Source organism: Enterobacter cloacae complex sp. 2022EL-00981 (genome assembly GCF_028737495.1).
Taxonomy (GTDB): Bacteria; Pseudomonadota; Gammaproteobacteria; order Enterobacterales; family Enterobacteriaceae; genus Enterobacter; species Enterobacter cloacae.
Map to the genome: position 1 here is coordinate 90683 of NZ_JAQZRK010000001.1, position 24066 is coordinate 114748.

The following is a 24066-nucleotide window of genomic DNA, read 5'->3' on the forward strand; positions in this document are numbered from 1 at the left end:
CGTTCACTTCATGTTCCTTGCTACTCTGCAACAACATGATCCGTGAACGTGCCAGGGTGGCTCAGTCGCCACCACCCTGGCAACCCGGGCTCCCGGCGGTAAATCGCCGCTTCGCGGTGCCCTCGGCTTATTCCTTCCGGCTTATCGGGGACGGGCGGAGGTAACATCCCTGTAAATCCGCCCTCTCGGCGCATCCATGCGCCTCACCCCGGCCTGCAGGAAACGCCTCAGCGATTTACAGCCGGACCAGGGCGTCGCTGTAAGTCATTCATTTTCCTGAAGCAACATTCATCGCTTCCGGTAAAAAATTACTGGGGATCCCTCAGCCCACCGGGAGAGGGTTAGGATGAGGGCATCAGCGCCCTCGATATCAACTAGCGGTCTTCTTCATCATACTGAAAATAAACAGCACCGCCGCACACAGCACCACTGACGGCCCCGCAGGCGTGTCATAGAACGCCGAGAAGGTTAACCCGCCCGTTACCGCAATCATCCCGATAATCACCGCCACGCCTGCCATCTGCTCCGGCGTACGGGCAAAACGACGCGCGGTGGCCGCAGGAATAATCAGCAGCGATGTAATAATCAGCGCGCCGACGAACTTCATCGCCACGCCGATGGTTAGCGCCGTCACCAGCATCAGCAGCAACTTCACGCGCTGCAATTTCACCCCGTCAACAAACGCCAGATCCGGGCTGACGGTCATTGCGAGCAAATTACGCCACTGCCAGAGCAGAATTCCCAGCACCACGAGCACGCCGATGGCGATAGCGATCAGATCGTCCGGCGTCACGGCCAGCAGGTCGCCAAACAGGTAGGCCATCAGGTCAACGCGGATATTGGACATCAGGCTCACTACCACCAGACCCAGCGACAGGGCGCTGTGCGCCATAATGCCGAGCAGGGTATCAATGGCGAGGTGAGGGCGTTTTTCCAGCCAGACCAGACCGGCGGCGAGGAGCAGCGTAACGACAATCACCGCACAGAACGGGTTGACGTCCAGCAGCAAACCAAAAGCCACGCCCAGCAGTGAAGCATGGGCCAGGGTATCGCCGAAATAGGACATTCTGCGCCAGACCACAAACGAGCCAAGCGGACCTGCGGCGCAGGCGAGCATAATCCCGGCCAGCCAGCCGGGCAGTAACAGTTCAATCATGAGTGTCCATTTCCCCGGCGCAGGACAATTCGTCCCTGTAAATCATGGCGATGGTTATGATGATGGCGATAAATACCCAGTTGTTCAGCCCCGCGAGGGCCAAACATAGAGATAAATTCGGGGTGCATTGACACCACTTCAGGCGTGCCGGAACAGCAGATATGATGGTTCAGACAGAGCACTTCGTCGGTTTTCGCCATCACCAGATGCAGGTCGTGGGAGACCATCAGCACCGCGCAGTTCAGTTCGTGGCGCAGCTGGTCAATTAAATCGTAAAGCGCGACCTGACCATTGACGTCCACACCCTGCGTTGGCTCATCCAGTACCAGCAGCTGGGGGCTGCTGAGCAGCGCCCGGGCAAGTAACACGCGCTGGGTTTCCCCGCCGGACAGTTTTTGCAGTGGCGCGTCCACCAGGTGGCCCGCCTGGACACGTTTCAGCGCCGGAAGAATATCGGCTTTGCGCGTACCAGGGCGCAGGCGCAGGAAGCGGCTGACGGTCAGCGGCAGTGTGGCATCGAGATGTAATTTTTGCGGCACGTAGCCGATACGCAATTTTTCTTCACGCTTGATGACACCTTCATCAGGGGCTACCAGACCCAGCACCACGCGCACAAGGGTGGATTTACCTGCACCGTTCGGACCGAGCAGCGTCAGAATTTTACCGGGCTTCAGATCCAGCGAGACGTCAGAAAGGACGCGGCGCTGACCGAACGAGACCGAAACATTTTCAAGAGAAACCAAAGTTGTCATGTCAATTTAAGCTTGCAGAAGTCAACGAATGTTATAATATCACATTCCACGCATTCATTACGATGATTAGTCGCATTATGTTACATAAAAATACGCTTCTTTTCGCAGCATTATCCGCTGCCCTTTGGGGCACAACAGCACAAGATGTTAACGCTGCCGTTGTCGCTTCGCTCAAACCGCTGGGATTCATTGCATCGGCCATTGCAGATGGAGTGACGGAAACCCAGGTTCTGCTGCCCGATGGTGCCTCTGAGCATGATTATTCCCTGCGCCCATCAGATGTAAAACGCTTACAAAACGCGGACTTAGTTGTCTGGATTGGGCCGGAGATGGAAGCCTTCATGCAGAAGTCTGCGAACCAGATCGCGGACACGAAAAAGGTCACCATTGCCGAACTCTCTGGCGTGAAACCGCTGCTCATGAAGGGGAGTGACGACGACGGTGACGAACACGAAGGTCATCATGCTCATGATGAAAAAGGTGACGGGGATCACCATCACGGTGAGTACAATATGCATCTTTGGCTCTCCCCAGAGATAGCGCGGCTTTCGGCGGTTGCAATCCATGACAAATTAGTGGAACTTATGCCGCAAAGTCGAGCCAAACTAGACGCCAACCTGAAAGATTTTGAGGCACAATTAGCCGCAACCGATAAGCAGGTGGGTAACGAGCTGGCACCGCTGAAAGGAAAAGGGTATTTCGTTTTTCATGACGCCTATGGCTATTACGAAAAACACTACGGCCTGACCCCGCGTGGGCATTTTACCGTCAACCCTGAAATTCAGCCTGGTGCGCAGCGTTTACATGAGATCAGAACACAGTTGGTTGAGCAAAAAGCGTCCTGCGTTTTTGCTGAGCCACAGTTCAGGCCAGCGGTCGTAGAAGCCGTGGCCAGGGGAACATCCGTGCGCATGGGAACCCTTGACCCGCTAGGAACGAACATCCAGTTGAGTAAAGCGAGCTATTCGCAGTTCCTCACTCAACTGGCGAACCAGTATGCGAGCTGCCTGAAAGGAGATTAACGAGGAAGTGAATACGTGCAACAGATAGCCCGCTCTGTCGCCCTGGCATTTAACAATCTGCCCCGACCCCATCGCGTTATGCTGGGGTCGCTTACAGTTCTCACCTTAGCGGTCGCCGTCTGGCGGCCCTATGTTTACCACCCGAGTTCTGCCCCTATCATCAAAACCATCGAGCTTGAGAAGAACGAAATCCGTTCTCTGCTGCCGGAGGCCAGTGAGCCTATCGACCAGGCGGCTCAGGAAGATGAAGCCATTCCGCAGGATGAGCTGGACGATAAAACCGAGAATGAAGCCGGGATCCATGAATATGTGGTCTCCACTGGCGATACGCTGAGCAGCGTGCTGAACCAGTACGGCATTGACATGGGGAATATCAGCCAGCTGGCTGCCGCAGATAAAGACCTGCGTAACCTGAAAATTGGCCAGCAGCTCTCGTGGACGTTAACGCCAGAGGGCGATCTGCAGCGCCTGACCTGGGAAATGTCCCGTCGCGAAACGCGCACATATGACCGCACTGCAAACGGTTTCAAGATGACCAGCGAGTTGCAGAAGGGCGACTGGGTTAACAGCGTGATGAAAGGGACCGTAGGCGCAAGCTTTGTCTCCAGCGCGCGCGATGCGGGCCTGACCAGCGCTGAAATCAGCTCGGTTATCAAAGCCATGCAGTGGCAGATGGATTTCCGTAAGCTGAAAAAAGGTGATGAGTTCTCCGTACTGATGTCCCGCGAAATGCTGGACGGCAAGCGTGAGCAGAGCCAACTGGTGGGGGTACGTTTGCGCTCTGATGGCAAAGATTACTACGCCATTCGCGCTGAAGACGGCAAATTCTATGACCGCAGCGGTACCGGGCTTGCGAAAGGCTTCCTGCGCTTCCCAACGGCGAAACAGTTCCGCATCTCATCCAACTTTAACCCGCGTCGTCTGAACCCGGTCACCGGGCGCGTGGCGCCGCACCGTGGCGTGGACTTCGCCATGCCACAGGGCACACCGGTGCTGGCGGTGGGAGATGGTGAAGTGGTTGTCGCAAAACGCAGCGGGGCGGCCGGGTACTATGTTGCGGTCCGTCATGGTCGCACTTATACCACCCGTTATATGCACCTGCGTAAGCTGCTGGTGAAACCAGGCCAGAAAGTGAAACGTGGCGACCGTATCGCCCTCTCAGGCAATACCGGACGTTCTACAGGGCCACACCTGCATTATGAAGTGTGGATCAACCAGCAGGCGGTAAACCCGCTGACGGCGAAACTGCCGCGCACCGAAGGGCTGACGGGTAAAGATCGTAAAGATTACCTGGCGCAGGTGAAAGAGGTTGTGCCGCAACTGCGTTTCGACTAAACCCTTCCGTTTTGTCTAAAGCCGGCGTCAGTAAGCGCCGGCTTTTTCTTTTGTGCGTGGGGCGCTGCCTCGCTACACTATCGTCATTATATTTTGCGTCACCAGACCCTGGAACCAGCATGGAAACCAAAAAAAACAATATTGAGTTCATTCCTGAGTTTGAAAAATCCTTTCGCCACCCGCGTAACTGGGGCGCCTGGCTTGGCGTTTACGCGTTTGCTGGCATTGCCATGTTACCTGCCTCTGTGCGCGATCCCGTTCTGGGGAAAATTGGCCGTCTTGCAGGACGAATGGGCAAAAGTGCCCGCCGTCGCGCGCAAATCAATCTCTACTACTGCTTCCCGGAAAAGAGCGATGCCGAGCGCGAAGCGATTATTGATGACATGTATACCACCGCGCCACAGGCCATGGCGATGATGGCAGAGCTGGCGCTAAAAGGGCCAGAAAAGGTCCTTAAGCGTGTTGACTGGAAAGGGCTGGAGATCATTGACGAGATGCGCCGCAACGATGAAAAAGTGATTTTTCTCGTTCCGCACGGCTGGGGAGTGGATATTCCGGCCATGCTGATGGCATCTCAGGGCCAGAAGATGGCGGCCATGTTCCATAACCAGGGTAATAAAGTCTTTGATTTCGTCTGGAACACCGTGCGTCGTCGTTTTGGTGGACGCCTGCACGCCCGTAACGATGGTATCAAGCCGTTTATTCAGTCCGTGCGACAGGAGTACTGGGGTTACTATCTGCCGGATCAGGATCACGGCCCTGAGCACAGCGAGTTTGTCGATTTCTTTGCCACCTACAAGGCGACGCTTCCGGCGATTGGCCGTCTGATGAAAGTCTGCCGCGCCCGGGTTATTCCGCTGTTCCCGGTCTACGATGGCAACACGCACCGTCTGAGCATTGAGGTTCGCCCGCCGATGGACGACTTACTGACCGCGGACGATAACACCATCGCGCGTCGCATGAACGAAGAGGTGGAGGTGTTGGTGGGACCGCATCTTGAGCAATACACGTGGATCCTGAAGCTGCTCAAAACGCGTAAGCCTGGCGAGAAAGAGCCGTATCAGCGCAAAGAACTTTACCCAAAGAAATAAAGCCCCTCACGCTGACCCTCTCCCCGTGGGGGAGAGGGGAACATCTGTTTATTATTCGACGGTTAATACGCGGGTGGTGTTGGTTGAGCCGATGGTGCTCATGACATCACCCTGGGTCACGATGACAATATCACCGGATACCAGGTAGCCTTTGTCGCGCAGCAGATTAACAGCATCATGCGCCGCTGCCACACCGTCATTGGTGCTGTCGAAGTAAACCGGGGTGACGCCGCGGTACAGTGCCGTCAGGTTCAGCGTGCGCTCGTGGCGGGACATCGCGAAGATCGGCAGACCGGAGCTGATACGGGACGTCATTAGCGCGGTACGGCCCGATTCGGTCATGGTGATGATCGCCGTGACGCCCTTCAGATGGTTAGCCGCATACATGGCGGACATCGCAATCGCTTCTTCCACGTTGTCGAACTGCACGTCCAGACGGTGTTTAGAGACGTTAATGCTTGGGATCTTCTCCGCGCCCAGACAGACGCGCGCCATCGCGGCAACGGTCTCTGCCGGGTACTGACCGGCTGCGGTTTCAGCGGAAAGCATGACCGCATCGGTACCGTCCAGCACGGCGTTAGCCACGTCCATCACCTCTGCACGGGTCGGCATTGGGTTGGTGATCATGGATTCCATCATCTGGGTTGCGGTGATCACCGCGCGGTTCAGCTGACGCGCGCGACGGATCAGCGCTTTCTGGATGCCGACCAGTTCCGGGTCGCCAATTTCCACACCCAGATCGCCACGGGCAACCATCACCACGTCAGACGCCAGAATCACGTCGTCCATGGCATCCTGATCGCAAACGGCTTCCGCACGTTCAACTTTTGCCACAATTTTCGCGTCGCAGCCGGCATCACGCGCCAGACGACGGGCATAGTTCAGGTCTTCGCCGCAGCGCGGGAAGGAGACGGCCAGATAGTCCACGCCGATCAGCGCCGCGGTAACGATATCCGCTTTGTCTTTATCGGTCAGCGCTTCGGCAGACAGGCCACCGCCGAGCTTGTTAATGCCTTTGTTGTTAGAGAGTGGGCCGCCGACGGTGACTTCGGTGAACACCTTCATCCCCTGAACTTCCAGCACTTTCAGCTGAACACGACCGTCGTCGAGCAGCAGGATATCGCCAGGCACAACGTCAGCCGGCAGACCTTTATAGTCGATACCCACTTTCTCTTTATCGCCTTCACCTTTACCCAGGTTGGCATCAAGCAGGAATTTATCGCCGATATTGAGGAAAACTTTGCCTTCTTTGAAGGTCGAGACACGAATTTTTGGACCCTGCAGGTCACCGAGGATAGCAACATGGCGGCCCAGTTTAGCCGCGATCTCACGCACTTTGTCGGCACGTAATTTATGGTCTTCTGGCGTACCGTGAGAGAAGTTCATACGCACCACGTTGGCACCCGCGGCGATAATCTTTTCGAGGTTATTATCGCGATCGGTGGCCGGGCCTAAGGTGGTGACGATCTTGGTTCTGCGAAGCCTTCTGGACATGTAATACTCCGTTGACTGAAACAACTTTGGTGTTGCGTGAAGATTGAATCGGCCTTCATCTGCTGCAAAGCAACCGCGAGGGGACCGAATGCCGTAAATCGTTACATCGTAATTTTTCGTTACGTCTTAGTTATCTACTATCAGGGAACATCGCTCTTTATAAGCAATTCTTTATCAAAACGCGATTCCTTGAGCGCTTCCTTGACACGCTTCAAGTTATCTCTGAATTTAGCGCCGCGGCGTAAGGTAAAACCGGTTGCCAGGACGTCAATCACCGTCAGCTGCGCCAGACGGGAGACCATTGGCATATAGATATCCGTATCTTCCGGAACGTCCAGAGTGATGGCGAGCGTGGCTTCTCTTGCCAGCGGCGTGCCTGCCGTCGTGAGGGCGATAACCATGGCATCGTTTTCACGCGCCAGCTGCGCCAGCTCAACCTGACTTTTAGTGCGCCCGGTATGGGAAATCAGGACCACCACGTCATCCTCGCTACAATTCATACAGCTCATGCGTTGCAACACGATGTCATCGGAATAAATGACCGGGACGTTAAAGCGGAAGAATTTATTCATGGCGTCATGCGCCACGGCCGCCGACGAACCGAGTCCGAAGAATGCAATTCGCTTGGCCTGGGTCAGTAAATCGACCGCCCGGTTGACAGAACTCATATCCAGCGACTGACGCACGTGGTCAAGCGTGGCCATGGCCGATTCAAATATTTTCGCCGTGTATGCATCAACGCTGTCGTCTTCATCCACATTGCGATTAACATAGGGCGTACCATTTGCCAGACTTTGTGCCAGATGCAGTTTAAAATCAGGAAAGCCACGCGTTTCCAGGCTCCGGCAGAACCGATTCACCGTCGGCTCGCTGACGCCTGCATCCTGTGCCAGAGCGGCGATGCTTGAATGAATCGCCTGAGCAGGCGAGGCGAGAATAACTTCAGCCACTTTTCGCTCGGATTTGCTAAGGTGTTCCAGTTGAAACTGGATTTTTTCCAGCATGTTCATGTTAACAGGACGCTCATGGGTGTAAACGATTTCATCCATAGATGAAATTGAGATTCGATTTAGCCGATATTACCCTCGTGGCTTCCATAAAGGGTAACAGTCGACAAGATAATGTTGTTGTTTTTTTTCATTACTTGATCGGTGTCGGGTTTTACTGTGACCGTGTTGCGCAAAGAATCGACGCTTGTTGCGTCATCAGGCCAGCGTAATCCTCTTAAGGGTGAAAAATCGCCGTATCGCACGCGACGTTAAGCGCTAATGGTTTCGGGAATGACGTAAAAGCAGTACAGTGCATTGTAATAAAATTACAACGATACCTGGCAGAAGCACCAGGTGATCCAACTGAGGAGAATGACATGGCGGTAACGCAAACAGCCCAGGCATGTGACCTGGTCATTTTCGGCGCGAAAGGCGATCTTGCACGCCGAAAATTGCTGCCTTCCCTGTATCAACTGGAGAAAGCGGGCCAACTTCATCCGGATACCCGTATCCTGGGTGTAGGGCGCGCCGACTGGGACAAGGACGCATACACCAAAGTCGTGCGTGAAGCGCTCGAAACTTTCATGAAAGAGAAAATTGATGAAAGTTTGTGGGATACCCTGAGCGGACGTCTCGATTTCTGCAATCTGGATGTAAACGACGTGAGCGCGTTTACCCGTCTGGGTGAGATGCTGGATCAGAAAAACCGGGTCACCATTAACTATTTCGCCATGCCACCAAGCACCTTCGGTGCCATCTGTAAAGGTCTGGGCGAAGCGAATCTGAACGCCAAACCTGCGCGTGTGGTAATGGAAAAACCGCTGGGTACCTCACTGTCTACCTCCCGCGAAATCAACGACCAGGTGGGCGAATACTTCGAAGAGTGCCAGGTCTACCGCATCGACCACTATCTGGGCAAAGAGACGGTACTGAACCTGCTGGCGCTGCGTTTTGCCAACTCCCTGTTTGTGAACAACTGGGACAACCGTACCATCGACCACGTGGAAATCACCGTGGCCGAAGAGGTGGGTATCGAAGGCCGCTGGGGTTACTTTGACCAGGCCGGTCAGATGCGTGACATGATCCAGAACCACCTGCTGCAGGTACTCTGCATGATTGCCATGTCTCCGCCATCGGACCTGACCGCTGACAGCATCCGCGACGCGAAGGTGAAAGTGCTGAAGTCACTGCGTCGTATCGACCGTTCTAACGTGCGCGAGAAGACGGTGCGTGGTCAGTACACATCTGGCTTTGCGCAGGGCAAAAAAGTCCCTGGCTATCTGGAAGAAGAGGGCGCGAACAAGTCCAGCAACACCGAGACATTCGTGGCGATCCGCGTGGATATCGATGACTGGCGTTGGGCGGGTGTGCCGTTCTACCTGCGTACCGGTAAACGTCTGCCAGCCAAATGCTCTGAAGTTGTCGTTTACTTCAAAAACCCTGAGCTGAACCTGTTTAAAGAGTCGTGGCAGGAGCTGCCGCAGAACAAACTGACTATCCGTCTGCAGCCGGATGAAGGTGTGGATATCCAGATCCTGAACAAAGTGCCGGGGCTGGATCACAAACATAACCTTCAGACCACCAAACTGGATCTGAGCTACTCCGAGACCTTCAATCAAACGCACCTGGCGGATGCTTACGAGCGCCTGCTGCTGGAAACCATGCGCGGTATCCAGGCGCTGTTTGTGCGTCGCGACGAAGTGGAAGAGGCGTGGAAATGGGTCGACTCCATCACCGAAGCCTGGGCTGCCGATCAGGATCCGCCAAAACCGTATCAGGCGGGCACCTGGGGACCTGTCGCCTCCGTGGCGATGATCACCCGTGATGGCCGCTCCTGGAACGAGTTTGAGTAAGATAATCCTCTAGCCCGAAGGTGTTATTTTACCGGTAACATGATCTAACACAGCTAGTGGCACAATTTTTATACTTTTAAGCTCCGCGTGGATTCACCCGCGGGGCTTTTTTTATTACACTGCCGGAAGCGATTTTGCCCCTGAGCTCCGGACAGCAAGCGTTTCAGCGTTGTTAACAACTGCCAGCGACTTTGTAAACTCCCGAGCCCGGACAGATAAATTAGAGGAGCTTTTATGAATCCGACATTGTTACGCGTAACACAACGCATTATCGAGCGCTCGAAAGAGACCCGTTCGGCCTACCTCGCCCGCATTGAACAGGCTAAGACCAATACCGTACACCGCTCGCAGCTGGCCTGCGGTAACCTGGCGCACGGTTTCGCCGCCTGTCAGCCTGAAGACAAAGCCTCATTAAAGAGCATGCTGCGTAACAATATCGCCATCATTACCTCCTATAACGACATGCTCTCTGCGCATCAGCCGTACGAAGTGTACCCGGACATCATCCGTAAAGCGCTGCACAGCGTGAATGCGGTGGGCCAGGTGGCGGGGGGCGTACCGGCCATGTGTGACGGTGTGACCCAGGGGCAGGACGGGATGGAGCTGTCGCTGCTGAGCCGCGAAGTCATTGCCATGTCTGCAGCGGTCGGTCTTTCTCACAATATGTTCGATGGCGCGCTGTACCTCGGCGTGTGCGACAAGATTGTCCCGGGGCTCGCCATGGCGGCGCTGTCGTTTGGTCATCTTCCGGCCATTTTTGTGCCGTCAGGTCCGATGGCCAGCGGTTTGCCAAACAAAGAAAAAGTGCGTATCCGCCAGCTGTATGCCGAAGGTAAAGCAGACCGCCAGGCGCTGCTGGAAGCGGAAGCCGCCTCTTACCATGCGCCGGGTACCTGTACCTTCTACGGTACGGCCAACACCAACCAGATGGTGGTGGAATTTATGGGGATGCAGCTTCCGGGCTCCTCCTTCATTCAACCCGATGCGCCGCTGCGCAAGGCTCTGACCGAAGCCGCCGCCCGTCAGGTGACGCGTCTGACCGGGAACGGCAACGAGTGGATGCCGCTGGGTAAAATGGTCGACGAGAAAGTGATCGTCAACGGCATCGTGGCCCTGCTGGCAACGGGGGGCTCAACCAACCACACCATGCACCTTGTGGCAATGGCACGTGCGGCTGGCATCCTGATCAACTGGGATGATTTCTCCGACATCTCTTCCGTGGTGCCGCTGATGGCGCGCCTGTATCCGAACGGTCCGGCAGACATTAACCACTTCCAGGCCGCCGGTGGTGTACCGGTGTTGATGCGTGAGCTGCTCAAGGGCGGTCTGCTGCACGAAGACGTGAACACGGTGGCGGGTTATGGTCTGCATCGCTATACCCTTGAGCCGTGGCTGAACAACGGTGAGCTGGACTGGCGTGATGGGGCGAGCGCCTCTCTTGATCCGCAGGTCATTGCTACCTTCGAACAGCCGTTCTCACGCCACGGCGGCACGAAAGTGCTGAGCGGCAACCTGGGACGCGCGGTGATGAAAACCTCTGCCGTGCCGGAAGAGAACCAGGTGATTGAAGCCCCGGCAGTGGTCTTTGAGAGCCAGCATGATGTTTTACCTGCCTTTGATGCGGGCCTTCTCAACAAGGATTGCGTGGTGGTGGTGCGTCATCAGGGACCTAAAGCGAACGGGATGCCAGAATTACATAAACTTATGCCACCACTTGGTGTATTATTGGACCGCCGTTTCAAAATTGCACTGGTCACCGATGGACGCCTCTCGGGTGCCTCAGGTAAAGTGCCTTCAGCCATCCACGTAACGCCTGAAGCGTATGATGGTGGTTTGCTGGCTAAGGTGCGTGACGGCGACATCATCCGCGTCAATGGCCAGACAGGTGAGTTAACCCTGCTGGTGGACGAAGCCGAGCTGGCGGCCCGTCAGCCGCATATTCCCGACCTGAGCGCATCGCGCGTGGGAACCGGACGCGAAATGTTTGGCGCGCTGCGTGAGAAACTCTCCGGGGCGGAGCAGGGCGCAACCTGTATTACGTTTTAAGACGACTTGATTTTATCGATCTGGCGAGAGAAAACTCTGATGAAAAACTGGAAAACAAGTGCAGAAGCAATCCTGACCACTGGCCCCGTTGTGCCGGTTATCGTGGTGAACAAACTGGAGCACGCGGTACCGATGGCGAAAGCGCTGGTTGCGGGTGGCGTTCGCGTTCTGGAAGTGACCCTGCGTACCGCCTGCGCGATGGACGCGATTCGCGCAATCGCTAAAGACGTGCCGGATGCCATCATTGGTGCGGGTACCGTTACGAACGCAAAACAGCTGGCTGAAGTGACCGAAGCGGGCGCGCAGTTTGCCATCAGCCCGGGTCTGACCGAGCCGCTGTTAAAAGCGACCACCGAGGGCACCATCCCGCTGATCCCCGGGATCAGCACCGTTTCTGAACTGATGCTGGGCATGGACTACGGTCTGAAAGAGTTCAAATTCTTCCCGGCAGAAGCCAACGGCGGCACCAAAGCGCTGCAGGCGATTGCGGGTCCCTTCTCTCAGGTGCGCTTCTGCCCGACGGGCGGCATCTCTCCGGCCAACTACCGTGATTACCTGGCGCTGAAGAGCGTGCTGTGCATCGGCGGCTCCTGGCTGGTACCGGCGGATGCCCTGGAAGCAGGCGACTGGGATCGCATCACCAGACTGGCTCGCGAAGCGGTTGAAGGTGCGAAGCAGTAAGCACCTCACATCATGAAAAACGGGCCATCAGGCCCGTTTTTTTTATCCGTTAACGCTAACCGCGGCAGCGGCAGCTTTCGCCCTTGCCACGGCATCATCAACGCTATTGCCAGTGGCCAATGCCACGCCCAGACGACGCGTACCGTCGATCTCCGGTTTCCCGAACAGGCGAACCTGCATACCCACCCCAACCGCGCCTTCAACGTTGTCAAAGGTGACGTTCTGGCTGGTCAGTTGCGGGAGGATCACCGCCGAGGCGGCCGGACCATACTGGCGAATACCGCCAACCGGCAGGCCGAGGAACGCGCGCACGTGCAGGGCGAACTCGGAGAGATCCTGGGAAATCAGGGTCACCATCCCGGTATCGTGCGGGCGAGGGGACACTTCGCTGAAAATCACCTCATCACCGCAGACAAACAGTTCCACGCCGAACAGGCCGTAACCGCCCAGCGCCAGCACCGTTTTACGGGCGATCTCCTGCGCGCGCGCCAGCGCCAGGGCACTCATCTGCTGCGGCTGCCAGGATTCACGGTAATCGCCATCCTCCTGACGGTGTCCAATCGGATCGCAGAAATGGACGCCATCAACGGCACTGACGGTCAGGAGGGTAATTTCGAAATCAAACTTCACCACGCCTTCAACAATCACGCGACCGGCTCCGGCGCGACCGCCCTGTTGGGCATAATCCCATGCCTTGTCCAGCGTGCTGCTGTCGCGGATGAAGCTCTGCCCTTTACCGGAGGAGCTCATCACCGGCTTAATGATGCACGGATAGCCAATCTCCTCAACGGCCTGCAGGAAAGCAGCTTTATCGCCGGCAAAACGATAGCCAGAGGTGGGTAATCCCAGCTCTTCCGCCGCCAGGCGACGAATGCCTTCGCGATTCATGGTCAGCTTCGCGGCCTTTGCACAGGGCACCACGCGCTGGCCTTGCTGTTCAAGGGCAAGCAGCGTATCGGTGGCGATGGCTTCGATCTCCGGTACGACAAAATCCGGTTTCTCACGCGTAATCAGCTCGCGCAGGGCATCGCCATCCAGCATGTTAATCACATAAGAACGGTGGGCAACGTGCATGGCGGGTGCATCGGCGTACCGGTCTACGGCAATGACTTCCACGCCTAAACGCTGACACTCAATGGCGACCTCTTTGCCCAGTTCACCCGATCCCAACAGCATTACACGCGTCGCCGCAGGTCGCAGCGCGGTTCCTAAACGAGTCATAACAATCCCCCTGAAAAAGTTGCGCGCAGTATAAACGAAAACGTTTGCGTGTGTCTTGATCGGGGCCCGTGCGCGGGGAAGAAATTTGCGCTTCTTTAGCCCCGCCAGACATTTCCTGACGCCTGCTCGCTTACGCTGTGGAACATGTACACCGTTAAGTGAGGGAAACCATGTCTGGCTGGTTAAATCAATTGCAATCACTGTTAGGGCAGAAAACATCGCCATCCGGCGAGCAGGGGCTGAGCAAACTGGTCCCCGGGGCGCTCGGCGGGCTGGCAGGCCTGCTGGTGGCGAATAAATCCTCGCGCAAGTTGCTGGCAAAATATGGCACCGGCGCGTTACTGGCCGGTGGCGGAGCCATTGCGGGGACTGTACTGTGGAATAAATACAAGGACAGAGTACGAACCGCACATAGCGATGAACCCGATTATGGTCAGCACACATCACCGTTGGATCTGCGCACTGAACGGCTGATCCTTGCGCTGGTTTTTGCCGCGAAAAGTGACGGGCATATCGACGATAAAGAACGGTCGGCGATTGAGCAGCAGTTGCGGGAGGCCGGTGTGGAAGAGCAGGGCAGAACGCTGGTGGCTCAGGCCATCGAACAGCCGCTTGATCCGCAGCGCCTTGCGCAAAGCGTAAAGAATGAGGAGGAGGCGCTTGAACTCTATTTCTTAAGCTGTGCCGCCATTGATATTGACCACTTTATGGAGCGCAGCTACCTCAATGCCCTCGGCGACGCGTTGAAGATCCCTCAGGACGTGCGCGACGGCATTGAGAAGGATATCAGGGAGCAAAAACAGGCGTTAGCGGGTTAACTGTCACCGTCGCGGTCATGTTTCGCTTGCATCATGCGCGTGTTTTGCCAACCTTATAGGGTGTAAAACTCAAAAGAAACATGACATGCCACCAAAAGCCCGACGTACTCCTTATGCGATCACCACGCATGGCGATACGCGCATTGACAACTATTACTGGCTCCGGGACGATTCGCGTTCCCGGCCAGAGGTGCTCGACTATTTGCACGCGGAAAATGACTATGGCCGCAAGGTCATGGCCAGCCAGCAGGCGCTTCAGGATCAGTTGCTGAATGAAATGGTGCAGCGTATTCCCCAGCGCGATGTCTCCGCACCCTGGACCAAAAACGGCTATCGTTATCGCCATATCTACGAGCCCGGTAACGAATATCCCATCTACCAGCGTCAGTCGGTGTTAAGCGCCGAGTGGGATGAATGGGATATTTTGCTGGATGCCAACCAGCGTGCTGCCCACAGCGAGTTTTATACGCTGGGCGGCATGTCGGTCTCGCCCGATAACGCCATTATGGCGCTGGCGGAAGATTACCTCTCCCGGCGTCAGTACGGCCTGCGTTTTCGCAATCTGGAAACCGGTAACTGGTACCCGGAGATGATTGCCAACGTTTCTCCGGATTTTGTCTGGGCGAATGATTCTGAAACCGTCTACTACGTGAAGAAACATGCCTCCACGCTGCTGCCTTATCAGGTATGGCGTCATACCGTTGGCACCAGTGCGGATGATGACGAGCTGGTCTACGAAGAGAAAGATGAAACGTTCTATGTCAGTCTGCATAAAACGTCGTCACGTCACTATGTGATTATCTTCCTCGCCAGCGCGACCACCTCTGAAGTTCTGCTCCTGGATGCCGAGCTGCCTGATGCGCAGCCGCTCTGCTTCCTGCCGCGTCGTAAAGATCATGAGTACAGCCTGGATCACTTCCAGCACAGCTTTTACTTGCGCTCTAACCGCGAGGGCAAAAACTTTGGCCTCTATAAAACCAAAGTACGCGATGAACGGAAATGGGAAGTGCTCATTCCTGCGCGGGAACAGGTGATGCTGGAAGGATTTACCCTCTTTACCGACTGGCTGGTGGTGGAAGAGCGCCAGCGGGGGCTGACCAGCCTGCGGCAAATTAACCGCAAAACGCGGGAGGTCATCGGGATTGCGTTTGACGATCCGGCCTATGTTACGTGGATTGGGTTTAATCCCGAGCCGGAATCGTCCCGCTTGCGCTATGGCTACTCGTCAATGACCACGCCGGATACGCTGTTTGAGCTGGACATGGAGACCGGACAACGTCAGGTGCTTAAGCAGTCTGAGGTAAAAGGGTTTGATTCCGATAACTACCGAAGCGAACACCTGTGGGTCACCGCCCGGGATGGCGTTGAGGTGCCCGTCTCGCTCGTCTATCACAAGGCGCATTTCCAGAAAGGGAAAAACCCGATCCTGGTCTACGGGTATGGATCCTACGGCTCAAGCATGGATGCCGATTTCAGCAGCAGCAGATTAAGCCTGCTCGATCGTGGCTTTGTTTTCGCCATCGCCCACGTGCGCGGTGGCGGCGAGCTGGGCCAGCACTGGTACGAAGACGGGAAATTCCTGAAGAAGAAAAACACCTTTAACGACTACCTCGACGTCTGCGATGCGCTAATAGAACAGGGTTATGGCGATCCGCAGCTCTGCTTTGGCATGGGCGGCAGTGCGGGAGGGCTGCTGATGGGGGCGGCCATTAACCAGCGTCCTGACCGCTTCAAAGGGGTCATTGCGCAGGTTCCGTTTGTCGACGTGGTAACCACGATGCTGGATGAGTCTATTCCGCTGACGACCGGTGAGTTTGAAGAGTGGGGGAATCCTCAGGACGAGATCTATTACCGCTATATGAAAGAATACAGCCCGTACGATAACGTGGAAGCCAAAGCCTATCCGCACATGCTGGTGACCACCGGCCTGCACGATTCACAGGTGCAATACTGGGAGCCCGCAAAGTGGGTGGCGAAGCTGCGGGAGCTGAAAACCGATAATAACCTGCTGCTACTCTGTACCGACATGGACTCCGGACACGGCGGGAAATCGGGACGATTCAAATCGTATGAAGGGGTCGCGCTGGAGTATGCCTTTTTGATTGGCCTGGCGCAGGAAACGCTGCCAGGCCGTGCCGGAAGTTAAGCTTCACCCAGATAGTGCTTGAGCGTTAAGCGAAGCTCCGGGCTCATTTTGTCGAGGTTGTTATACAGCCAGCGCAGGTAGCCCGGATCTTTATCGGCGATATCGGACACCGCTTTGCCGCGGTATTTGCCAAAGGTGAAGGTGGTCATAAGCGCCGGTCGCCCGGTGATCGTTGCCATATCATCCGGCGTCCAGCCAGAGGTATTCATAATATCTATGAGTAGCGCCGCGGTGATATAGCAGTCGTACAGGGCGCGGTGATGATGCAGCCCCTCGGGCGTTCTGACGCTGAGCTTACGCGATTTATACAGCGCCATATTGCTGTATTTGATCCCCGGCCACAGACGACGCGCCAGCTTCATGGTGCAAATCCATTCGCCGGGCATCTCGGGCAGTACCCGGCGGTCAAAGCTGGCGTTGTGCGCGACATACCACGGGCTACCGTAATAGTGCGGAATGACCTCTTCAATCCAGGGTTTATCCGCCACCATCGATTCTGTAATGCGATGAATGGCCATCGCTTGCGGGCTAATCGGGCGGTCGGGACGCACCAGATGGCTCATGGGATTGACGATTTTACCGTCAATGACGTCAACAGACGCCACTTCCACTATTCCGCCCTGAAGATCGCAAGTTTCGGTATCGATGACGCGCAGCATTGAATGCTCCTGAGCTAAAACGCTTAGCCTAAAGGAATGATATCGCCTTGCCAACCCTGTCGGCCCAGAGATCCGGTCAATAATAGTTCGCCCTTATCCGCACGGACAATCAGCTGGCCTTTTTCATCCCACAGCGCGCTACCGCCACGGGCGTTTGCCATTAACACGGCAATGGCATACCTGTGCGCGAAGCGCTGCAACGTGTTGATGGACTGGCGCCAGCGGGTATCGCCCACGGACTGACAGCTGGTAAACAGCGTCGCCTGCGGATCCAGATTGGGGGAATCGGCATGCGTATCAACAATCGTCAGCTGTTTATCACCCGGCACCAGGCTGGCTCCGCTTCCCTGGGGGTAGCGCAGGATGCTGTGCCGGGACGGCGAAAACAGGGCGAGGCCCTTTACGCGCTGACCATTCAGATCAAGGGGCAGACCGGCAATGATGGTGATCCGGTAACGCTTTGCGGCGGCGAGCAAAGGGGCCAGCTGTGCGTCATCGGGTGGGGGAGGTAGGTCCGTCCTTCCCGGTCCTGTTAACGAGAGTTCAGGAAAGACCAGGAGATCGCACCGCTGTTGTGCCGCTTCCGCAACGAAACGGAGGTGGTGCGCTACGTGGTCATTTACACTGTGATGCTGCCCGGCATACTGGGCGGCGGCAATATTCCATTGTGACATCGTGACTTCCTTATACACAGAGTCGCAGGATTTAAGAATACACCTAAACTAATCAGGGTTTTCTTATCCTGGCATATTCCGCGTAAGGAAGTGTAACGAGTCGTTAAGCTTATTTAACTTTAGGTTCGTACGGCAAACGAGAGAGATTGACCGACGCGAGTCGGTGCGCAATCAAACGTTCGCGGAACCAGTCACGCAGATGGGCGGGTTGTTCACGTTCCACCACCTCAGCCACGATTGGCATGTTGTAACGCTCTTTAAACGCGACACCTGCGGCAGCGAGATCGACATTCACTTTATCCATCTCGTCCTGAGGAAGGGCAGCCAGATTGATCTTCATTACCTTCTCCTTTTTATGCGGCGGCAACGTTACCGCGATTGCACGATGATGACAAGCGGAGGTGGGATGATCCTCGACTCGATTATTATACAGCGTTATTCTTTAGCATACAGGCATAACAAAAAGGAATGATTGCGATGGGTTTATCCGCTTCCCGCGCGGTATGCGCACTGGCTTTTCTCTTCTCTTCCGTTACAGCGACCCCGGTGCTGGCGCATGCGCACCTCCAGCAACAAATCCCGGCAGCCGATAGCCAGGTAGCAGCTCCTCAGGCGCTTACCCTGAATTTTTCCGAAGGCATTGAACCCGGATTCAGCGGTGTCGTGGTGAAGGATGCACAGGGGAATGTGGTTAAAACCGGTGATATTCAGCGTGACGAGCAGAATAAGGCCCAGTTCCATGTTCCGCTGGAGCAGACGCTGGTGACCGGCACGTACCAGGTTGACTGGCATGTGGTCTCGGTAGATGGTCACAAAACCAAAGGCAGCTATCGCTTCAGCGTGAAATAATATGCTGGCCTTTATCTACGTGGGGTTGCGCTTTATCCACTTCGGCGCGCTGATGCTGATTTTTGGTAATGCGCTGTATAGCGTCTGGTTCGCGCCGTCTTCTTTGTACCGTCTGATGTCCTGTCGTTTTCAGGTGCAGCAGCAGATTGCGGCGCTGGTCAGTCTGTTGTCGGCGCTCCTGATGTTAATGATCCAGGCGGGGCTCATGGGCAACGGCTGGGGAGACGTGTTTAACCCGAACGTCTGGCAGAGCGTGCTGGAAACGCAGTTTGGTAGCGTGTGGCTGTGGCAAATTATCCTGGGCGTAATTGCGGCCTGTGTCGCCTGGCTTGCGCCTCAGAAAGGATCGCGACTCTTGCTGCTCGCCATGGGGCAATTTGTCCTGCTGGCAGGCGTAGGGCATGCGGCAATGAACGACGGTGCAGCGGGGGCGTTGCAGCGTATCAATCACGCTCTGCATCTGCTCTGTGCCGCCACCTGGGTTGGCGGCCTCCTGCCGCTGCTGTATTGCATGCATCTGGCGAAAGGGCGCTGGCGGGTTGCGGCAATTTACACCATGATGCGCTTCTCTCGCGTGGGGCATTATGCCGTAGCGGGGGTAGTGCTTACCGGCGCGATCAATGGGCTCTTTATTCTGGGCATCACGGTGCCCTGGCAGACGGGCTACGTGCAACTTTTGTTGTTCAAATGTGCGCTGGTGGCATTGATGGTGGTAATTGCGCTGGTGAATCGGTATTTTCTGGTGCCACGGTTTGGTGCCCACATCGGGCGCGAACAACAGATTTTTATCAGAATGACACAGGCAGAGGTGGTGCTGGGGGCGTTGGTGCTGGCAACAGTCAGCCTGTTCGCGACCTGGGAACCCTTTTGACAAGGTTAAAAAGCATATGAAAAAGACAGTACTTTCTCTCTTATTGTTGGCCTGCACGGGTAGCGCGCTGGCGGCGCCACAGGTTATCACCGTCAGCCGTTTTGAAGTGGGTAAGGATAAATGGGCGTTCAATCGTGAAGAGGTGATGCTGACCTGCCGTCCGGGTCATGCGCTGTATGCCATCAACCCAAGCACGCTGGTGCAATACCCGTTAAACGACGCGGCCGAGCAGCAGGTCGCCAGCGGTAAGAGCAGCGGACAGCCCATCAGCGTAATCCAGATTGACGACCCGTCCAGCCCGGGGCAGAAAATGAACCTGGCGCCGTTTATCGAACGCGCTGACAAGCTCTGCTAGCTTTCGGTTTCCAGTAAAAAAAACCGCAGTGGCTTGCGAAAGCACTGCGGTTTTTCATATTTATTGATGTTTTGACGCTTTTTTTCCGACCGCTTTAGCTGTGGACTGGAAAACCTGGCGTCGTCATCTATTCTTAAAAGGCAAGGCGACTTAGCCTGCATTAATGCCAACTTTTAGCGCACGGCTCTCTCCCAAGAGCCATTTCCCTGGACCGAATACAGGAATCGTATTCGGTCTCTTTTTATCTGATTGAAAGTAGCGACAAAATCCACTTATCGACTCTCTCAGAAGGGACAGTTCCAGTGAACCGCCTTCAACCATACCACACTACGGCAGGCGGAAGTCCAGCCCTTTTTGACGGTTTTGTTAAATTTTTGTATGTGGTTGGCAAAAGCAAGACGCAGGGTTAAAAGCGGGCGTTAATGGCCGTTTTAATTTCATCAAGCAGCTCAAAGCGGCGGCGATATTCTGCCCGTTTCTTACTGGCAATCTCGTCCAGGGATTTGCGCGCCATCTCAAGTGGCAACTGCCAGCAGAAGGTCGAGCGTTTCTTACCGTCCAGGGTTTCCCAAAACTCATCGTAGCTGGCGTGGAAATGACGGCCTTTGCTCAGGCGATAACGCAACGCGCGGAAAACATGGCCCTCATCACTGACGGCATAGATGGCGCGGATGTTTGACTGTGCGACCAGCTGGAAAATCACTTCCATCAGTACGCGTTTTGGGAACAGACCGTGGCAGGCGCGGGTAGCCTGTTTTATCACATCGCGCGTGACGCCACGGCGAGGCCCCTGAAGACCGCCGATCACCAGTACCCGTTGTCCCGCGCTATGCGCAACAGTGAAGGTCAGGCTTGCGAGCAAGGTATTCTCGTCATCGCGCAGCCACAGTGTGCTTTCACCTTCGCGCTCGGCTTTGTGAGCGGAGGAGGCGTTGACGGTATAGAGCACCTCATTTTTAGCCCTGAACTGCATGACAGGTTGCTCCTGAGGGCTGGTCAGCGCATGGGCGAGTAAGGGGTCTTTCAGACCATCAATCCAGTGGTAGTGGCTGACGATCGCGTCAGCACGGTCGCCGGCATTCAGGCCGCGCATCAAGTACTGGCGGTGGGTTTTACTGGGTAACGTGATTTGCGCGGCCAGCAGTCGATCAAAGTCATCTCGGCCAGAGAGTGCCTCAAGCATGCGTCGGGTAGAAGACCAGAACAGAAGCGAGCGTAACAGGAATTTCAGCCGATACTCACGCTTTTTCCAGATGGGGCCCGGAACGCATCTTCCGTTGACCAGGTCGGAAATAATATGTGTACGATGCGGATAGAGCACATCGTTATGCAGGTGAGTATTGGACACGTTGAAACCTCTCTTTTATTTAGCGCTTATTTTAAAGGCCCGATAAAAAGGGATTAATAGCGCTGGAAGGTTTATTTCCGTTTGGTTTAGCGTTTGTTTGGCTTTGTGATGCCCGGCGCTGATATTTGCATTTTCTGATGCGGCTATACTTATTCAGGGAGGCCTTATGTATCAGCGAATCGATGGTGGAAAGTGGCGTCACGTCTGGGTTGTGAGCGATATACACGGTTGCTATCAGTGGCTGTTGGACCAACTGAAACGCCGCCGTTTTAATCCTTATGAGGATTTGCTGATCTCCGTTGGGGATTTAATTGATCGTGGCCCTGACAGCGTTAAATGCCTGCAACTGATCAATGAAAAATGGTTTCGCGCAGTCCGGGGGAACCATGAGCAAATGGCAATCGACAGCGTGGAAAATAACGACTTTGCGCTCTGGTTGATGAATGGTGGAAGCTGGTTTTCGCAGCTTGGTGATTCGCAACAGCAGCAGGCGCTGACCCTGTTAGAAGCGTGCCGACAGTTGCCGCTGATTATTGAGATAACCTGCACAAACGGCCTGAATGTCATTGCTCATGCTGACTATCCGGCAGCGGAATATCGCTGGCAGCAGCCGGTGAGCGCTGAGCGGGTGCTGTGGGATCGGGATCGGCTAATGGGGTTTATGGCAGGAAAAGGGCAGGGAATTCGCGGAGCGGATCACTTCTGGTTTGGTCATACGCCGCTGGATAAGCGATATGATTTTGACAGCCTGCACTACATTGATACCGGCGCGGTGTTTGACGGCTATTTCACGCTGGCGCAGTTGCAGTAATAAATAACCCGCCTTCGGGCGGGTTCTCTCTGGTCAGGCAAGACGCATGACCCAGGCATCGGTTTTACTATCGTAATGCTCGCGGTAAAGGACGGAATGTTCGCCATCAAGGATTGCCGGAACGCTGGTGTCGGCATCCCAGGCATCCAGTTGCATACACAAATCCGGGTCGGATTTGCAGGGAATACTTAACGTTCGTTCGCCCTGGGTTTCGCCGCGCAATTCTGCGTCGTCGATTTCAAAAGCACCAATTCGCACGCTGGTTTTCGTCATAATGCTCTCCGGGTGTGTTGTCAAAATCTGGTATGACCAGTACAGCCATCCATTTTTGATCGTAGACAAGGAGAGCAAAATCGCCAGTAAAAAAGTGCGCTTTTTTTAGTCGGCGCGATCGTTACCGGTAAACAGGCGACCATCGCGCACCAGTTCGCGTGGATAGCTGTTTTTCAGACGCGAACCCACTTTCTTTGCCAGTCCCAGCGGGTATCCCTGGTACGTCACCACAACGTCATCCTGAGAAGGGGCCGTTTCCGGATACACATCGCGCCCCCGGTACCACTCTTCAGCTTCCTGATGCGTCAGCGCGAAGGTGTTAGCCGTGCCGGCAAGGGCAATGACTGCCTCGTGCTGCCAGCGATAGCCTTTGTTATGCACTTCCGCCAGGCGGATCCCGATTCGGGAAAAACGAACTTTGCCGATAAGCGGTTCGATGTTCGCCGGGAAAAGCCAAATCTCTTTATCACGCTGCCAGAGGTGGAGATCGTCGTTCCAGTTCAGTCCGGCTTTGCGGGCTGCGGTGGTGACCTGCTCTGCTTCACGGCTCTTCAGCGGTGTGAAGGGGAAATTACCGACCTTAAATGTTGGCGCGGGCAGTGGTGCGATGGCGGCAGTTTTACGCAGACGGGCGACAAAAAAGCCTTCGCAGTCATAAATCTGCGGGAATACGTGGAGGAAACCTTCCGGGGTGATGGCGTCTTCAGCAGAGGCAAATAAGTCATTCAGTGGCAGAAACTCAACCGCATCGGGGTATTGCGCTTTCAGCCACAGGCAGACCTCTTCGTTTTCATCACGGTTTAACGTGCAGGTGGAATAAACCAGCGTACCGCCTGGACGAAGGGCATGAAACGCGCTGTCGATCAGTTCGCGCTGCGTTGAGGCAATGTCGAGGTTGCTTTCAACTGACCAGTTTTTTAGCGCATCGGGATCTTTGCGTACCACGCCTTCACCGGAGCAGGGAGCGTCCAGCAGTATGGCGTCAAACGCTTCCGGCAGGGCGGCGCCAAACACGCGTCCGTCGAAATGCGTCAGGGCAACATTCTGAATGCCGCAGCGGCTGATGTTGGCATGCAGCACCTTCACGCGGCTGGCTGAAAACTCATTGGCGAGAATGGCCCCGCGGTTAGCCATGCGGGCGGCAATCTGCGTGGTTTTTGAACCGGGGGCGGCAGCCACATCCATGACCCGTTCAGGCGCGTTGCCATCGGCAAACAGCGCAGCAACCGGCAGCATTGAGCTGGCTTCCTGAATATAAAACAGGCCACTCAAATGCTCGGCGGTACTGCCCAGCGGCAGTGACGCTTCGTCCTCCCGTTCGATCCAGAAACCCTCTTCACACCACGGCACGGGCGTGAGCTGCCAGTGGTAAGGTGATACCAGCGCAAGGAAATCTGCGACGCTGATTTTCAACGTGTTGACGCGAATGCTCCGGCGTAACGGTCGCTGACAGGCGGCGATAAAATCGTCTAACGAGAGGTGAGAAGGAAGCGCCTCGCGCATCTGCGCCAGGAATTGTTCAGGAAGATATACGGAGTTTTGAGCCACGGGCACACCACAGGGAAAAGTTCAGGTGCGCAGTGTAACATAAAGGCTCCGGCGCGTTGACACCGGAGCCCTGA

The 24066-nt window shown here is 55.5% G+C and carries 23 protein-coding genes; 12 read left to right on the forward strand and 11 right to left on the reverse strand.

Features of this window, described 5'->3' with window-relative positions; genetic code table 11:
* Positions 1-370 precede the first annotated feature (370 nt).
* Positions 371-1156 carry a zinc ABC transporter permease subunit ZnuB gene (znuB, locus tag PUZ33_RS00480; RefSeq protein WP_058680177.1) on the reverse strand — a complete coding sequence of 262 codons (786 nt, stop codon included), beginning with the start codon at positions 1154-1156 and terminating at the stop codon, positions 371-373.
* Positions 1153-1908: a zinc ABC transporter ATP-binding protein ZnuC gene (gene znuC / locus PUZ33_RS00485; RefSeq protein ID WP_014832401.1), complete on the reverse strand. Its 756-nt coding sequence runs from the start codon at positions 1906-1908 to the stop codon at positions 1153-1155. The genes znuB and znuC overlap by 4 nt, the downstream gene beginning before the upstream one ends.
* Before the next feature lie 77 nt (positions 1909-1985).
* Here znuC and znuA point away from each other — a divergent pair, with 77 nt between their 5' ends.
* The 3 genes from znuA (at position 1986) to lpxM (ending at position 5356) form a co-directional block, all read left to right on the forward strand.
* Complete coding sequence (znuA, locus tag PUZ33_RS00490; RefSeq protein ID WP_013096089.1) at positions 1986-2930, forward strand: zinc ABC transporter substrate-binding protein ZnuA; 945 nt, start codon at positions 1986-1988, stop codon at positions 2928-2930.
* Positions 2931-2945: 15 nt separating this feature from the next.
* A complete protein-coding gene (gene mepM / locus PUZ33_RS00495) occupies positions 2946-4265 on the forward strand; it encodes a murein DD-endopeptidase MepM (protein ID WP_013096090.1) in 1320 nt (439 codons plus the stop codon).
* A gap of 119 nt (positions 4266-4384) precedes the next feature.
* Positions 4385-5356, forward strand: a complete 972-nt coding sequence (lpxM, locus tag PUZ33_RS00500; RefSeq protein ID WP_274205289.1) for a lauroyl-Kdo(2)-lipid IV(A) myristoyltransferase — start codon at positions 4385-4387, stop codon at positions 5354-5356.
* A gap of 51 nt (positions 5357-5407) precedes the next feature.
* Here the strand turns inward: lpxM and pyk are convergent, their stop codons facing one another.
* Both pyk and PUZ33_RS00510 read right to left on the reverse strand, forming a co-directional pair.
* Positions 5408-6850: a pyruvate kinase gene (pyk, locus tag PUZ33_RS00505; protein WP_013096092.1), complete on the reverse strand. Its 1443-nt coding sequence runs from the start codon at positions 6848-6850 to the stop codon at positions 5408-5410.
* A 140-nt stretch (positions 6851-6990) separates the two neighbouring features.
* On the reverse strand, positions 6991-7860 hold the full coding sequence (locus PUZ33_RS00510) for a MurR/RpiR family transcriptional regulator (protein WP_029882312.1): 870 nt from the start codon (positions 7858-7860) through the stop codon (positions 6991-6993).
* 356 nt (positions 7861-8216) lie between these two features.
* Here PUZ33_RS00510 and zwf point away from each other — a divergent pair, with 356 nt between their 5' ends.
* From zwf to PUZ33_RS00525, 3 genes are all read left to right on the forward strand, one after another.
* Positions 8217-9692 carry a glucose-6-phosphate dehydrogenase gene (zwf, locus tag PUZ33_RS00515; RefSeq protein WP_014832396.1) on the forward strand — a complete coding sequence of 492 codons (1476 nt, stop codon included), beginning with the start codon at positions 8217-8219 and terminating at the stop codon, positions 9690-9692.
* 234 nt (positions 9693-9926) lie between these two features.
* The gene (edd, locus tag PUZ33_RS00520; RefSeq protein ID WP_058680176.1) at positions 9927-11738 is read left to right on the forward strand and encodes a phosphogluconate dehydratase; all 1812 of its coding nucleotides are present in this window, start codon (positions 9927-9929) and stop codon (positions 11736-11738) included.
* Positions 11739-11777: 39 nt separating this feature from the next.
* Complete coding sequence (locus PUZ33_RS00525; RefSeq protein WP_058680175.1) at positions 11778-12419, forward strand: bifunctional 4-hydroxy-2-oxoglutarate aldolase/2-dehydro-3-deoxy-phosphogluconate aldolase; 642 nt, start codon at positions 11778-11780, stop codon at positions 12417-12419.
* A gap of 42 nt (positions 12420-12461) precedes the next feature.
* On the opposite strand, the gene purT is transcribed toward PUZ33_RS00525, so the two are convergent.
* A complete protein-coding gene (purT, locus tag PUZ33_RS00530) occupies positions 12462-13640 on the reverse strand; it encodes a formate-dependent phosphoribosylglycinamide formyltransferase (RefSeq protein ID WP_058680174.1) in 1179 nt (392 codons plus the stop codon).
* A 170-nt stretch (positions 13641-13810) separates the two neighbouring features.
* Between purT and PUZ33_RS00535 the strand changes: the two genes are divergently transcribed.
* Positions 13811-14458 carry a tellurite resistance TerB family protein gene (locus PUZ33_RS00535; protein ID WP_020690815.1) on the forward strand — a complete coding sequence of 216 codons (648 nt, stop codon included), beginning with the start codon at positions 13811-13813 and terminating at the stop codon, positions 14456-14458.
* Between the two features lie 85 nt (positions 14459-14543).
* Complete coding sequence (gene ptrB / locus PUZ33_RS00540) at positions 14544-16604, forward strand: oligopeptidase B (protein ID WP_020690816.1); 2061 nt, start codon at positions 14544-14546, stop codon at positions 16602-16604.
* On the opposite strand, the gene exoX is transcribed toward ptrB, so the two are convergent.
* The 3 genes from exoX to PUZ33_RS00555 form a co-directional block, all read right to left on the reverse strand.
* Positions 16601-17263, reverse strand: a complete 663-nt coding sequence (exoX, locus tag PUZ33_RS00545; RefSeq protein WP_020690817.1) for an exodeoxyribonuclease X — start codon at positions 17261-17263, stop codon at positions 16601-16603. The two genes, ptrB and exoX, sit on opposite strands and share 4 nt — an antisense overlap.
* Positions 17264-17286: 23 nt before the next feature.
* Entirely contained in the window at positions 17287-17937 is a 651-nt protein-coding gene (locus tag PUZ33_RS00550; protein ID WP_045294396.1) for a carbon-nitrogen hydrolase family protein, read from the reverse strand.
* Between the two features lie 109 nt (positions 17938-18046).
* A complete protein-coding gene (locus tag PUZ33_RS00555) occupies positions 18047-18277 on the reverse strand; it encodes a DNA polymerase III subunit theta (protein ID WP_013096102.1) in 231 nt (76 codons plus the stop codon).
* Between the two features lie 137 nt (positions 18278-18414).
* Between PUZ33_RS00555 and yobA the strand changes: the two genes are divergently transcribed.
* Genes yobA through PUZ33_RS00570 form a run of 3 tightly spaced genes read left to right on the forward strand, consistent with a single transcriptional unit; the run spans position 18415 to position 20012 of the window.
* The gene (gene yobA / locus PUZ33_RS00560) at positions 18415-18786 is read left to right on the forward strand and encodes a CopC domain-containing protein YobA (protein ID WP_020690820.1); all 372 of its coding nucleotides are present in this window, start codon (positions 18415-18417) and stop codon (positions 18784-18786) included.
* A 1-nt stretch (position 18787) separates the two neighbouring features.
* Entirely contained in the window at positions 18788-19657 is an 870-nt protein-coding gene (gene copD, locus PUZ33_RS00565) for a copper homeostasis membrane protein CopD (RefSeq protein WP_058680173.1), read from the forward strand.
* A 16-nt stretch (positions 19658-19673) separates the two neighbouring features.
* Positions 19674-20012, forward strand: a complete 339-nt coding sequence (locus PUZ33_RS00570; protein ID WP_058680172.1) for a YebY family protein — start codon at positions 19674-19676, stop codon at positions 20010-20012.
* Between the two features lie 406 nt (positions 20013-20418).
* Here the strand turns inward: PUZ33_RS00570 and PUZ33_RS00575 are convergent, their stop codons facing one another.
* Entirely contained in the window at positions 20419-21360 is a 942-nt protein-coding gene (locus PUZ33_RS00575) for a VirK/YbjX family protein (RefSeq protein ID WP_058680171.1), read from the reverse strand.
* A gap of 166 nt (positions 21361-21526) precedes the next feature.
* Between PUZ33_RS00575 and pphA the strand changes: the two genes are divergently transcribed.
* The gene (gene pphA / locus PUZ33_RS00580; protein WP_058680170.1) at positions 21527-22171 is read left to right on the forward strand and encodes a protein-serine/threonine phosphatase; all 645 of its coding nucleotides are present in this window, start codon (positions 21527-21529) and stop codon (positions 22169-22171) included.
* A gap of 33 nt (positions 22172-22204) precedes the next feature.
* Here pphA and PUZ33_RS00585 read toward each other — a convergent pair whose 3' ends face one another.
* A complete protein-coding gene (locus PUZ33_RS00585; protein WP_013096113.1) occupies positions 22205-22444 on the reverse strand; it encodes a YebV family protein in 240 nt (79 codons plus the stop codon).
* Positions 22445-22549: 105 nt separating this feature from the next.
* A complete protein-coding gene (rsmF, locus tag PUZ33_RS00590) occupies positions 22550-23992 on the reverse strand; it encodes a 16S rRNA (cytosine(1407)-C(5))-methyltransferase RsmF (protein ID WP_062676524.1) in 1443 nt (480 codons plus the stop codon).
* Positions 23993-24066 lie beyond the last annotated feature (74 nt).